The following is a 14,027-nucleotide window of genomic DNA, read 5'->3' on the forward strand; positions in this document are numbered from 1 at the left end:
TAACTTTAGATTAAGTATAGCAAGAGTTTTTTCGCTTTGGAATGGAATGATCCTGAAATGAATATGGAGTATTTCTGAAATATAATTTAATAATTCGATTGCCGAACCTTGCTTGGAGAAATTCCAAATCGCTTTTTAAAAACACGGCTGAAATAAAGTGCATCCTCATATCCTACACTCCTTGCAACCTCTCCGACAGGCAATTCCGTTGTAACAATCAGCTCCTTTGCACGGTTCAAGCGATATCCAATTAAGTAATCTGCCGGCCCCATACCCGCATATTTTTGAAAAACGTAGAATAGCCGATTTGCATTTACACCATTTCGGCTGGCTAATTCCTGAATATTAAATGCATCCATGTAATGTGTATGAATATAGGAAGATGCATTCTCAAATAAAACCTGTGCACCGTTGTTTGTCTTATTGTGGGAAAGAATAAAAACTTCTTCCAGTATCTGCCGAAATAAAACTTCAACTTGAAAAGCAGAAAACCCTCCCGGCTTATTATAGGTATTCCACAGACTGAAAAGAAACTCTTTCAAACGTGTGTTTTCTCCTACTTCCAATTCAAAATGCAGATCAGCGAGCCGCAAACCATCCGGCTCTTCCACTACTTCATATAATACACTTATAAATTCCCATTTCTTTTCTCCAATGACCCTTTTATCCATATACATATCTGCTCCGCCATGAAGAACATTTCCAAAGTATCCCAAATAAGGTGTTCCGTTGAACTGGTATTGTGCCTTACCGGAAACAGGAAAGATAAACCCCGGATAAGGCGCACTTTTTTGATTCCCTGAGTTTCCAGAATCAATTGTATACCGATAAACGCCTTTTACTCGAAAAAGGGTCTCTGCTAAATGTGCTACCAGTTGACTTAATTCTATTTCCATTATTTTTTCTCCTTATCGTTACCATATCTTAACACGCTTTTCCGGTGATACGTACATTTTATCTCCTTGTCTTATTTCAGGGTATGCGGTATAAAACGCATCCGTAGAACAAATGGCGGCATTAACTCGAACCTTTGCAGGTGAATGTACATCCATATTTAAACGTTGGATCATTGCTTCATCTGTATATTTAAACGCCCATATTTGAGCATATTGCTCAAATAATTTTCGAAGATTACCTGCATGGTTGTCAACAATTGATGTAATACAATTTAAAGCACCAAGATCGGCAATGTTTTCATCCAATGTCTGTTCTCCATTTACCTTGCGCCCTTGAAAGCCTTCCTGTGTATTGTAATAAGCCACAACCCGTTTGGAACGTTCTCTGAAATAATCTTTATCCTGTTTCGTCCACCATATATTATAATTCCCATCTTCATCATAAAGCGAACCAGCAGAATCAAAAGCATGACTGATTTCATGCGCAATAATCATTCCAATTCCGCCCAGGTTTGTGGAAAAATCTGCATTGAGATCATAAAACGGTTTCTGGATAATGGCTGCCGGAAAAACAATTTCATTTCTGGCAGGATTATAGTAAGCATTTACCCTCTGCGGTGCCATTGACCACTCACCTTTATCCACCGGCCGGCGTACTTTTTCAGAATTGGCCACAAAGCTGCTTTGATACAAGGAAATTACATTGTCAATCAAAAGCCCGCCGTTTTCCGGCGATAAGACCTCTGCATGCATATACTCATTTGGCCAAGTGTCTGGGTATCCGATCTTTAAATTCATACAGTCCAGCTTTTTGATTGCTGCTTTTTTTGTAGTCTCTCCCATCCAGTCCAACCTTTGAATTTGTGTTTTATATTCATTAAGAATTTTATGTACCATATCCTCTATTGCGAGCTTATCTTCTTCTGAAAAACATTTTTCTACATATCGTTTCCCAAATTCAAATCGTAATATATTCTGTACCATTTCACTTGCCAGTGCTTCATCCGTCTTTTTCTCTGCAATTCCAGACTTTTCATTTGTCCACAGCAACCAAGAGTCTCTGATTTCAGGGGTCAAACAAAATGCAAAATCATGAATCAGGCAAAAAGTAGAGTAATTTTTTAAAAGGGATAAGTGATCTTCTGTACAATACTCATTTACTTTTTTTATCAGCTTTTCTTCTGCTACAATATAGTGGTCTAAATCGCCCAGCCCGGATACATTAAAAAATGGTTCCATATCTGCATTCGTAAATAAGTCACACAATTCTTTTTTTGAGTACAAATTATATATTTTATCCGGATCATTATATTCGGAAAGAGAAAGTGAACTAGCCGCTAGGTCTCGCTGGAAATCGAGAATTTCCTTCGCCGACTGAGAGGCACTTTTTTCATCAAAACCGAATTCTAACATGATATTTTTAATATAATTTTGGTATTTGATTCGCAGCTCTGTCTGCGTTTCGTCCTCTAAGTTTTCCTTTCCGAGCCCCAAATCGGAACTCTTAATATAACAGGCATATCTGCTGGAATCCTCCATATCTTCACTCCACTGCAGTCCAATCAGACTGCAATACCCAATATCAGAATAAATTGTTGCAATCGCTCCTAAATAAGACGGTATGTCCGAAGCATTGCGGATACGTTCTAAATAAGGCTTTAATTTTCCAAAACCGCCATTTTTTCTTCCCCTCATATCCAATGCACTCAGATATAGCGCCGCAATTTTTTGCTCTGAAGAATCTTGTGAAAGCGTTTCTCTTTGCTGAACAATCTCTTTGAGTACCTTATTAAGTATTTCATAAGAATTCCTCTCTAATTGATAGAAATAACTCCAGCTATCCGAATCCCTTGGTACTTCTTTCTCCTTCAGAATATCGTGGTTGATATATTCATAGTAATCATCTTCTAAACGTATCACATTTTCATCTACTTTTACTTTACCATGAAAAAAAAATTGCCGCAAATTTATCCCTGTGACCATAAAAACAACAACTAGGACGAATATTAGTACGACTCCCTGCTTCCTTTTCACCTTAGCTCTCCTTTACCTATTTCAGATTCTAAATAGTATATGCTGTTTCCGACTTTTATACGCCATATCATTGCTTATTATTCCGTAATAGTTAAATGATTCCTCTTTCACCATTATACTTAGTACTCCTATTGATTCGGAACCCATACCCGTTGAAACGTAAAATCACTCTAAGTAAAATTAAAAATGCGTGTAATCTGTTTTACACGCATTTTTAACTGCTCACTTTATTCTTTAATTTTCTTCCGGTACAATATAATCTACTCCGTCGATTCGTAACGCCTTATAATCATTTAAATCAACCAATTTAGAAAAACTTCCTATAATCATTGTACCGCTTCCATAACTCATATCAATTGCTCCGGAATATCCCATATCGTCCGCTAAGCTGTTATCTCTATTAATTAAATTTATTTCCTCTGCATGCTCACTCCCCTTATAGTAATATCCGATTGGTGAAACTTCAATAGACTCAATATCTGACACTGAATCAGGGTAAAGTGTCACAGTCTGTATTTGCTCCGGAATATCAAAATTCACAGTTAATCCATGGAAGTTTACAGTTACAGGCTTCGTTATGTCTACATCTTTCAGTTCAAAATCACATTGATACGCTTTGTAATCTTTGTTTTTATTATCATTAGTATACTGAAAAACTCCATGTCCGATTTTTATAGAAGGATCGATTGGTGTCGGATTTATTTCCAACTCTAATGTCATATGCTTTCCGCTACCCTTGTTTATCATTTTTTGCCCTTCTTTTGTAAGAGCCTCCGCACTTAACACAAAGACACACTGGTACTGGTCCGCAAGAACGCCTTCGATGTTTACTTTAATATCGTCATTCTGGACACTTTGAACCGTTTCGAGCGTCCTGTCACCATAAATATTAGTATCATTTCCCCAATAACGCTGTAATCCATCCAAGTGTGCACCTGCAATCGCAATCGTAGAGCAGACCATTATCACAGCAGCACAAGCAGCCATTCTTCTCATGTAAATTCTTCTTTTATTATGAATTCTCCTTTTTCCTTCTATCTCTTTCTCTTGATCCTGTTGTATACTCAAATCTTCTATCCCCGCTCTCCTCAATATCTTTGCTTTTAAATCCCCTTGTTCATCGGAAGAAAGCGTTACTTTACGGATACCAGTTAAAAGCATTTCCGTTTCTCTTAGATCGCATTGATCCAATGCGCTTAGAAATTTGGAAAAATCTTGTGGGGTATTCTTTTTATTCATTCTCTCTGCCTCCAATTACCTTTCTCAATTTTTTCAATGCTCTCTCATACCGCTTTTCTACAGTCTTTCTTTTTAGATCCAAGTCCACACTGATTTCCCGCATCGTCTGTCCTAGATAATGCTTTCTTATGAGAATCTCGCAATCTGGATAACCTAAACCTTTCACTGCCTCAATTAATTGCATTCTTGCTTCCGACCCTAAAATCTGATCCTCTACATTCTCCTTATCAATCAACAGATTCTGCAAATTGTCATCATACAAAGAAATATCTTTATCCCCTTTTGTTTTTTTATGAAACAGATTGATCGCTCTTCGTTTTGTAAAAACTGCTAAGAGAGCTTTAACGGAACCCTTTTCAAGATTAATTTTATTGCGATTGCAGTAAAATTCATAAAAGATATCACTTACGAATTCTTCTATATCTTCCTTACTGCAGATTCCAAAAAGTTTACTATGTGCAACCTTATAAACAAAACCTAGATATTGATCGACTAATACAGTATAGCCTCGCTGTGGATCTACATCTAAAAGTATTACAAGATTTTCATCTGACTCTTCCATGACAGGCCCCCTTTTCCTTTTTTAAGACGTCTCATTTATTACATTCAAATCTATTTTAAAAAAACCGACAAACCATAGATAAAAAAGTGCAAAAATAACATTGGTAAGCACTTCTACAAAAAAAACTTTAAACAAATTGTTTAAAGCTCAGAATTAACTACCTACCATCTTTTTCTCTTTTCATATATTTTAATATCACTTATCATGCTTTTCAACTTTTTTTCTATTAATCAATATAAATGTTTCTTTGAATCATCTTTTATAATAAAGAATTCTTTCATTTTTATTTTTTCAAAAATAAAAGATAGCATCCTTATTGCTGCAAAAAAAACCGTCTCCCAATTGTTAGAATTAAATCTAACTTTTTAGAGCCGGTTTTTTGTCAGCTATTTTTTAATTGTAAATTATGATGGCACAAAATACATAAAGATTGTTTCAACGTGAAGAGGTTATTTCCTAGAAATAAGCTCTTCGGAACTAAAAAATTCTTTTGTTAGAGAAACAACGACGCCTGAAAGTCCAAGCACACCAATCATATTTGGAATAACGGACAAACCAAAGAGAAAATCAAGGAAAATCCAGACAAATTGTAATCCTCCGATTGCACCGATAAAGCATGCGCCTAGATAAACATATCTCATTACCAGTGAAAAAGTCTTTCCAAAAAGGTATTCTGCTAACCGCTCTCCATAGAAAAGGATGACATAAATGGTGGAAATAACGAAGAGGAGTACTGAAAAGCTGACGACATATCCGCCAATGGAACCATAAAAATCAGTGAAAGCTTGAGCAGTCATACCAGAAGCAATGATGTCTGTGCTTTTCCAAATTCCTGTTGTTAAAATAACCAAAGCTGTCATAGTACAGATAAGAAGTGTATCAAAAAAGACTTCAAACATTCCCCACAGACCCTGACGAGCAGGGTGATCCGTTTTAGCTGTTGCATGTGCAATTGGCGCACTTCCCATTCCTGCTTCATTGGAATATGCACCTCGTGCAATTCCCCATCTCAAAGTCTGGGTAACCGCACTGCCAAGAAAGCCTCCAGCAGCAGCATGTCCGCTAAATGCACTTTTAAAAATCAGTGAAATGACAGAAGGCAATTCTGCTATATGAAACAGGATAATAATTAGACAGCCTAATACATAGAGAAGAGCCATAAACGGTACGAACTTTTCTGAAACTTTTCCAATACGTTTTACGCCTCCAATTACGATTAAACCTACCATAACCGTAATGATAATCCCAGAAGTAACGGTAGAAAGTCCAAGCATTGAGACAGACCCGGCGGCAGAATTAGATTGAACCATAATCCCTGAAACAATAGTCAGCATGAAAAGAAAGGCATAAGTGTTTCCAAGTACTTTTGATTTCAATCCATTTTTTAAGTAATACATAGGCCCACCGACGTAGTCGCCGTCACTATTTTTTTCTCTATATTTGACTCCAAGAACAATTTCTGCGTATTTCGTAATCATACCAATAATAGCGGTGATCCACATCCAGAAAACAGCCCCAGGGCCCCCAAAACAAATCGCTACCGGAACTCCAACAATGTTTGAAGCTCCCACTGTAGATGCTAACGCTGTCGTTACAGCTTGAAAAGGTGTTAAAGTCCCTTGAACATCATCTGAATTATCTTCTTTTTTGGATTTTGAAAGAGAACCGATTGTCTGTTTCAGCATAAATCCAAAATAGCGGAGCTGAAGGAATTTTAGTCTAAACGTTAAGAAGATTCCGCCTCCCAATAATAGGATCATCATAAAGGGTCCCCAGAGAAAGCCAGTAGCCGTATTGACAAAATTGACAACTAAATCTTTCATTTTATACCTCCTATATTCATTTTATAATGTGTTGAGAATTAACAATTCAATGCATGAAGGGATGGTTTCAATCAAATCGGGGATATAAATACGTTCCGTTTTTTGATGTAAATCCTTACCCCAAGGGCCTAAAATAATAGTTGGCATAGAGAGTTTCTTTAAACTTTCGAAAGGAATTTTATAAAAATCATCATGCCAGAGAGGCATATTCGGAGCAACAAAAGGGACAATCTCTTCTTCATTTTGAAGACCTGCATAGCTTAAATCGGAAATCCCCATAAAATAATGCTCTATTTCTGGATTATATTGTTCCAATGTTTTTTCCAGATTTGCTTTAAAATGATCATAATTATCATCACAAGCACTGGTTATATGAGGATAAAAAGGTGGTGATAAAGCGATGACAATCGTCGGTGTATTATAAGAAGCCACCTCTAACAGCCGCTCAATAATAATAAAATTGCTTTCCGGTATAGAAACTTTTTTTTCATTTAGTAAAGAACGAATTTCCATATAGCTGTTTTCAAGTGTACATTTGGTTTGATCTGGATTAGCTGTCATCGCATCCTGCAACAATTCTTCATAGAATTTGATATGAACTGGATATTCCGGATGCTGGATGCTGCTTGGATAATTCTTGAGATATTCTGATTGTAGGTGTCTCACTGATTCCAAAAACGCTTTTTCCGAAACAGACTTAAGGATATGAAGAATCTTCTTCGGTGTACTTTCCAGTGTTAAAAAGCTGAGATATCCGCCTGCGGCCCCTGGAATGGACGCATCATAATTTCTTTTAAAATCTCTCGAAAAACTCCAAGAAGGAGGGATGGACATTTCCCCGAGCTTTGAATCGCTGAGGTTGCTGTTAAGCTCTGTGTCAAGAACAATTCTGGAAAGAATCGCTACCGGATTCAATCCTTCAAACGCTTTCCCTATATGCGCCTTCTTGCCTTGTACGTATACGACTGCCATGGCTTTGCCGACTGAACCATCATAGATTGTCAGATTCTCATTTTTTCGTTCATGGGGTTCTGAATTGATCAGCAGCTGATAAAGGAGATGATACTTTTCTGAAAGCTTTTCTAGCAATCTTACACTTTCACGCATCCCCAGGGAAAGTGTTTCTTCATCAGGAACAGATAAAAAGAGAATATTTCCCTTAAAGTGATCTTTTTGAGCAAACGTATCAAGCAGTGAAAGTTGAATGGCTAGCCCGCCTTTCATATCAGCTGTACCCCTGCCAAACAACCAATTCTCATTTTCAAGATCACGCTTTACTTCAGGAGAAAGGTTTTGCTTTTTCAAAGCCGCTTTCAATGGTTCAGGGTCAAAAGCTAAAGATTGTAAAGAGCCATAATCAAGGCAATCAACAACATCATGGTGGTTCAGCAGTATAACAGTACCCTCCCCTTCACCTTTGAGCAATCCCCATACAATGGAACGATTGTGAGGGTCATTGCTAATCGCTTCAAGTCCAAAGGAATTGTCCTGAAGAAGTTTAGAATTCTGCTGAAGTTTGCTTAAAATAAGAGCTTCAACTCGCGATTCACCAGAAGTATCCGTGATACTTGGAACCTGAATAAGCTCTAAGAGCAAGTCCAAGATTTTATTCTTTTTATGCATAATTAACCTCCATTTCTGAATTTTATACTCTCATTATAACGAGATATAATTAGATAAATGTTTCAATAAATGTATGCTTACCATTAGAAAAGCGTTAGTTTTCAAACATTTCTGAAATTTAATAGAAATACAGTTAGTAGAATGTTATAATTTCATATAAAAATCTTTCGCCGCAAATAGAATGCGGCAAATCATTTATGGGGTTTAGGTGATGCTATGTCATATTTTGTAAATGGCACAATTCTTACCTTGGAAAATCCAGGAGAACACTTCACCAGTATGCAAATTAGTGAAGATAGAATTGCTGCACTTGGTTATACAAACATTCAAGAACTTAAAAATGCAGATGAAGAAATTATCGACCTAAAGGGGAAAACCATTTTACCGGGGTTTTATGATTCACATTTGCATTTAATATCTACATTTTTAAATGAAATCTCCATTCATTTTGATGATGCGAAATCCATTGGGGATGTACAGGAGCTAATCAGCCAATGGCCGCACAAATACGACTATCCAGTTGTAATCGGTAAACGGCTTTCAGAATTTGACCTGAAGGAACGACGCCTTCCGACACGAGCTGAACTTGACCGGGTATCTCCAGATTTCCCGTTAGTAATCAGCTCCATTGAGTTTCATACTGTTTTGATGAATAGCTTTGCACTCAACCAGTTCCGCATTCCCTTTATCAATCGCGGCTTTGAAAAAGACGGGAACAAAAATTTTACAGGAAAGCTCATCAATCAAGCTGCCTTTATTGCTCTTAAGAAAGTCTACGATTGCTTAGAGGACAATCATTATTTGGCAGGAGCAGATAAAACATTTGAAACAGCAATTAAAAATGGGGTCACAACGATGGTAGCAGTTGAAGGCGGTCCATTGTTTCATACACGCCATCCGGAGATTATACTTCAAAATAAGACTAATTTTCCGATTGATGTAGAGGTCTTCTACTCCACGACAGATCTCAAGAAAGTCTTGAAGCACAATCTGCCACGTGTGGGGGGAGATTTATTTCTCGATGGTTCGTTTCGATCCAGAAATGCGGCTCTATACGAGCCTTACAATGATACAAAAGATAATTGCGGAAAACTGTTTTATACAGAACAGGGATTAATTGAATTTATTGAGCATGCACATGAGCTCAATCTACAGATTGCAATCCATGCGGTTGGTCCTCGTGCGATTGACCGGCTTTTATTTGCTTTTGAGACAGTCCTGCAGAAAAAGACAAATCAAAATCATCGTCATAGAATTGAACATTTTGAACTTCCACTTGCAACGCACATTCAAAAAGCGAAAGAACTTGGAATTACATTAGCGATGCACCCTACTTATGAATATTTTTTTAGGGAAGAAGGCATGATGTATGATACTCGTTTAGGAAGAGAGCGGGCTGCCATGACCAATCCATTCAGACAAATATTTGATGCCGGTATCAAAGTAGCCGGCTGTTCTGATTCAGATATCATGCCAATTCATCCAATGCTTGGCATTCATTCTGCTGTAAATCATCCCAATCCAAAATCGAGGATTACCGTTTATGAGGCACTTGAAATGTATACTTTAAATGGTGCTTATGCAATTTATCAGGAGAAGGAAAAAGGTTCCCTTAAAAAGGGAAAAAAAGCAGATTTTATCATTCTCGAAAAAAATCCGCTTGAGGTTGATCCCAGTACTTTAAAAGATATTACCATACACTCTACTTATAAAAATGGTAACTGTCTTTTTACATTGCAGCACGATCGATAAAAAATAAATGAATACTGCATTGGGGGCATTTATATAATGGTGAAGCTCAAATTATTTGGTGAAGTTAATGTCAAAGTGAATCATATCGATCTGACAACACAACTACCTAGAAAAGGATTGGGGTTGCTTATTTACATGGCAACGCAGCCAACAAAGGTTTTTTACAGAGAACAGTTGGCAAATCTTCTATGGAATGATTATACAAAAAAATCCGCCTTGAATAATCTAAGATTTAATCTTTGGCAGATCAGAAAAATTATAGGAGAATGGACGGATGAGGAACTGATCATAAATAACAGTAAACAGGCGATTAAGCTTAATAGTGAAGCAATTATCAGTGATTATGATCAGTTTTATAGCACGATCTATAAGCAACACTACCAGGAATCGGTTCGATGCTATTCAGGAGATTTTCTTGAAGATTTTTATATTATCGACGCCCCTGATTTTAGCGACTGGGTATTTAGAGAACGTGAAAATGCTCAGCGTAAATATTTTAATGCTCAATTTGCCCATGCGCAAGACTTAATGAATTCCCAGCAAATTGAAGAAGCCTTCAATGCCCTTATAAAACTTGCTGATATAGATCCGCTCAATGAAATGGTATACTTACGATTGATGCAATACCAATATGTTTCCGATAACAAAGTCGCAGCAATCAGTACCTATCGTAATCTAAAAATGATTTTGCGAAACGAACTGAATATCTCTCCTTCCAATGAGATCGAATCCCTATATAAGCGAATTATCGAAGATACAAACAATGAAAATAATGAAGTAATATTACACAAGTCGAAGGACGATCAATTCTTCAGTCAAAAAATTAAAATTTATATCGGTAACTCCCCGGAAAAATTGAGTACGTACGCTAGAATACTCGCCAGTTTTAATAACACAAGCGCCCAATTGGTACTTGATATTTGCGATACTCCAGGACAGAGAATTCCTTCTGAAGGCATGTTTGAAATTCTAAACAGCCTCTACCATTTTGGAAAGTACTGTATCTCTCAATGGAAGAGTAAATGTGAAAAAATTGATTCTGACATTCGAAATAAGACCGTCAAAGATGATATGATATTTTTCAGTATGTTTGAAACTCTCATTGTAAGCGAAAAATCAGAACAGATAATCTTTAGAATTTGGAACATGCAGTATTTGGATAGTAAGACCATCGAGTTTTTGTCCTATCTTTCACGGCGTAAACTCGATAAACAAATTGTAATTTTGATAGTTTACGATTCTAATCAAAGAAACCCCCAAGTAGAAAAATTCATTGAATTTTATCGAGGAATCAATGATGTTGAAGTCATAGAAGAATAAATTTAATATGAGTAAACGTATTTGGCAAACTACGAAAGTCCTTATTCTTTCCAAGCATTTGCCACGCGGATAAAATATCTTTTGAGCGTTCGGCAGCATAAATATACTAAAACAAATAGAAATGCTGCTGTCAGTAGACCTGTTGGAATGCTTAAAATCCGAGGTACCTCCATATTAAACATAGTCATATTAACCCTCTCACTTCCCAAGGTCCGCATTATGCCCCCGACAATTGATCCAACCGCACCAGCGCTAAACAGCAATGCCATACCACCGAATAGAAAGACCATAAAAAAGCTGCCAATACCAGCTGATACGAAAAACGGAATCGCTTTTAAAATATTGTTATTTTCCGCATAGTATTCTCCTGCCAATGATTTTGCGAGAATCTCAGGGTTCCCTAATCTGGCAATAACAAAAGATTCTTCTTTACCTGCGGCAATGGCATCTGCTATATGCTGTTCGATTTCTCTTAACATGTCTTCTCTCTGTTCCATAGGCAATCCTTTTAGATTTTTTTTCAACTCCTTAATGTAAGTAATTTTATCCATTCTAATTTTCCTCCCTTTGAACTAATAAGGTATTTAATTCTTTTGATAACTCAATCCAAGTCGATGACATTTTATTTAGAACATCAAGTCCTAATGCAGTCAACTTGTAATATTTTCTTGGATGGCCACCTTTTGATTCCAACCAATATGATTCTAATTTCTTTTCCTTTTGTAGTCTTCTCAATAAGGGATATAATGTGCCTTCTGTTATTGAAAGATAGTCAAATTGCTCTAAGCTCAACACCAGCTCATAACCATAGCAAGCTTTTTGATTGATCAAGAGCAATACACAAAATTCCATGATTCCGCGTCTTAATTGTGCAACCCATTCAAAGTTATCCATGTATTTACCTCCTGAAAAAGTATATCGCATCTTACTGTGTTATGCAAGGTATATTTAAGTAAGTAAAACTATGCATATAAAAAAACAGCAAACAAATGTTTGCTGTTATCTTTTTGGTTGCGGGAAGAGGACTTGAACCTCTGACCTTCGGGTTATGAGCCCGACGAGCTACCAACTGCTCCATCCCGCGATGTTAAGTTTTGTCATTATGAATGGTGCCGGGAACCGGGGTCGAACCGGTACGATCGGTAAGGATCGCAGGATTTTAAGTCCTGTGCGTCTGCCAATTCCGCCACCCCGGCACTATTGGCTCCAAGGGTGGGGCTCGAACCCACAGCCTATCGGTTAACAGCCGAGTGCTCCACCATTGAGCTACCTTGGAACAAATATTTATCGTTGACGACAAGGATTATTATACAACAACCTTATATAGCGTGTCAATATAATTATTTCTATTTTTACCGTTTTTATTCTATTTTTTTTAATATGATGGTTTATTTTATATTTTTTTGTTTCATTCTCAATTCTTTGCATGATATAATACTATTGCAAATAAACGGAAAAATAAGGAAAAGAGGGGGAGCATCAATGAAACAAACTGAAGTCATTGAACTATTGAAAGAACTTATTTCCATTAGAAGCCCTTACTATCAGGAATCCGATATTATGCGATATTGTTTCCGATGGCTTGAAGAAGAAGGCTTATCTCCGCAGTATCACTTCTACAGTGAAAAAAATGCAGTCGGCTTTGACGGTAAAAATCTGATTTGCACGCTAAAAGGACAACCCGGAGGCCCTACCATTTGTTTAAACGGGCACCTTGATACGGTGCCACCCTGCAAAGGCTGGTCCCTTGATCCATATACTCCAACCATCGACGGAGATCGGCTTTACGGCTTGGGGGCCGCAGATATGAAAGCCGGCTGTGCAGCACTCATGGTTGCCTTGAAACGTTTAAAACAATCGAACCTGGCTTGGAAAGGTAATCTGATTCTCACTTTAGTCTCTGATCAAGAAGGTCCTTTCAGTCTCGGCTCTAATGCACTGATTGAAGAAGGCCTCATCGACCGAATCGATTGCTCAATCATAACAGAGCCAAATGCTGCTTTTAGTCAATCTGATTTTCCTGTACTTTCTTTAGGTGCAAAAGGCTGCTTTGTTTACCAAATTGATTTTTTTGGCAAAGCTGCACACGCTTCCAATCCAGAAAAAGGTATCAATGCGGCAGTTGAAGCCGCAAAATTCATTTTAGAATCAAAAAAATTAAAATTAGAAAGTGATGGTATTCTAGGCTCCGGTGCTCTGTGCATCCTAAAGATGGAGGCGGACGGCGGCGCTTGCAGTGTCCCTGATTTTGCCAGAGTTACGGTTCACAGACATATTGTGACAACAGAAACCGAAGAAAGCGTTTTTCGCGAAGCAGAAATGCTCTTAAAAAATGCAGGGGTAAGCTGTGAATACAAAATTAATCTACGACCAGTTCCTTCTGCGGAAAGCCGTTACTATAAACCTTATCTTGTCAGTAAAGACGATATTTATGCCGATATCATGGCCGCTTCTATCGAGACAATCTGCGGCAAACCGGCAGCCATTGACTCAATTGGCTGCATCGGTGATTTCAACTATCTTGCTACTCGCATCTGCACACGTGACGGCAGCCAGCCTCCTGCACTGATTATTGGGCCGGATGGCGGAAGCATTCACAGTCCGGATGAATATGTCATCCTCCAAACCGTAGAGACAACCTGTGATATTATCTATGAGTTTTTAATTCAAATGATGCGATAAATCGAAACTTCCATTTTGCTACCTCTAGTAGTTTTATAGGAAAAGAAAAGAGCCGTTTTCAACCCGGCTCTTTTTTTCTATTCAAATTAATCTGCG

11 protein-coding genes and 3 tRNA genes are annotated in these 14,027 nt (G+C 37.5%); 3 read left to right on the forward strand and 11 right to left on the reverse strand.

Features of this window, described 5'->3' with window-relative positions:
* Positions 1-86: 86 nt before the first annotated feature.
* The 6 genes from U5921_RS00705 to U5921_RS00730 form a co-directional block, all read right to left on the reverse strand.
* On the reverse strand, positions 87-896 hold the full coding sequence (locus U5921_RS00705; protein ID WP_324824623.1) for an AraC family transcriptional regulator: 810 nt from the start codon (positions 894-896) through the stop codon (positions 87-89).
* Positions 897-914: 18 nt separating this feature from the next.
* A complete protein-coding gene (locus U5921_RS00710; protein WP_324824624.1) occupies positions 915-2,930 on the reverse strand; it encodes a M13 family metallopeptidase in 2,016 nt (671 codons plus the stop codon).
* Between the two features lie 234 nt (positions 2,931-3,164).
* The gene (locus U5921_RS00715; protein WP_324824625.1) at positions 3,165-4,169 is read right to left on the reverse strand and encodes a DUF4179 domain-containing protein; all 1,005 of its coding nucleotides are present in this window, start codon (positions 4,167-4,169) and stop codon (positions 3,165-3,167) included.
* Positions 4,162-4,731, reverse strand: coding sequence for a sigma-70 family RNA polymerase sigma factor (locus U5921_RS00720; protein WP_324824626.1), 570 nt, complete (start codon positions 4,729-4,731; stop codon positions 4,162-4,164). Before U5921_RS00720 ends, U5921_RS00715 begins: the two co-directional genes overlap by 8 nt.
* A 449-nt stretch (positions 4,732-5,180) precedes the next feature.
* Positions 5,181-6,554, reverse strand: coding sequence for a sodium:alanine symporter family protein (locus tag U5921_RS00725; RefSeq protein WP_324824627.1), 1,374 nt, complete (start codon positions 6,552-6,554; stop codon positions 5,181-5,183).
* Between the two features lie 21 nt (positions 6,555-6,575).
* Positions 6,576-8,177, reverse strand: coding sequence for a M20/M25/M40 family metallo-hydrolase (locus tag U5921_RS00730; protein WP_324824628.1), 1,602 nt, complete (start codon positions 8,175-8,177; stop codon positions 6,576-6,578).
* A 216-nt stretch (positions 8,178-8,393) separates the two neighbouring features.
* On the opposite strand from U5921_RS00730, the gene U5921_RS00735 reads away from it, so the two are divergent.
* The gene (locus U5921_RS00735; protein WP_324824629.1) at positions 8,394-9,929 is read left to right on the forward strand and encodes an amidohydrolase; all 1,536 of its coding nucleotides are present in this window, start codon (positions 8,394-8,396) and stop codon (positions 9,927-9,929) included.
* Positions 9,930-9,965: 36 nt separating this feature from the next.
* Positions 9,966-11,249, forward strand: coding sequence for an AfsR/SARP family transcriptional regulator (locus U5921_RS00740; protein WP_324824630.1), 1,284 nt, complete (start codon positions 9,966-9,968; stop codon positions 11,247-11,249).
* A gap of 41 nt (positions 11,250-11,290) precedes the next feature.
* Here U5921_RS00740 and U5921_RS00745 read toward each other — a convergent pair whose 3' ends face one another.
* From U5921_RS00745 to U5921_RS00765, 5 genes are all read right to left on the reverse strand, one after another.
* Positions 11,291-11,800, reverse strand: coding sequence for a DUF1700 domain-containing protein (locus U5921_RS00745; RefSeq protein ID WP_324824631.1), 510 nt, complete (start codon positions 11,798-11,800; stop codon positions 11,291-11,293).
* 1 nt (position 11,801) lies between these two features.
* A complete protein-coding gene (locus U5921_RS00750) occupies positions 11,802-12,143 on the reverse strand; it encodes a PadR family transcriptional regulator (protein ID WP_324824632.1) in 342 nt (113 codons plus the stop codon).
* Between the two features lie 114 nt (positions 12,144-12,257).
* Positions 12,258-12,333: transfer RNA gene (locus U5921_RS00755), tRNA-Met, on the reverse strand.
* A 23-nt stretch (positions 12,334-12,356) separates the two neighbouring features.
* Positions 12,357-12,445, reverse strand: a tRNA-Leu gene (locus U5921_RS00760).
* Positions 12,446-12,450: 5 nt separating this feature from the next.
* Positions 12,451-12,525: transfer RNA gene (locus U5921_RS00765), tRNA-Asn, on the reverse strand.
* Between the two features lie 206 nt (positions 12,526-12,731).
* Between U5921_RS00765 and U5921_RS00770 the strand changes: the two genes are divergently transcribed.
* Positions 12,732-13,931: a M20 family metallopeptidase gene (locus U5921_RS00770; RefSeq protein ID WP_324824633.1), complete on the forward strand. Its 1,200-nt coding sequence runs from the start codon at positions 12,732-12,734 to the stop codon at positions 13,929-13,931.
* Positions 13,932-14,027: the final 96 nt, after the last annotated feature.

The organism is Sinanaerobacter sp. ZZT-01 (assembly GCF_035621135.1).
GTDB lineage: Bacteria > Bacillota > Clostridia > Peptostreptococcales > Anaerovoracaceae > IOR16.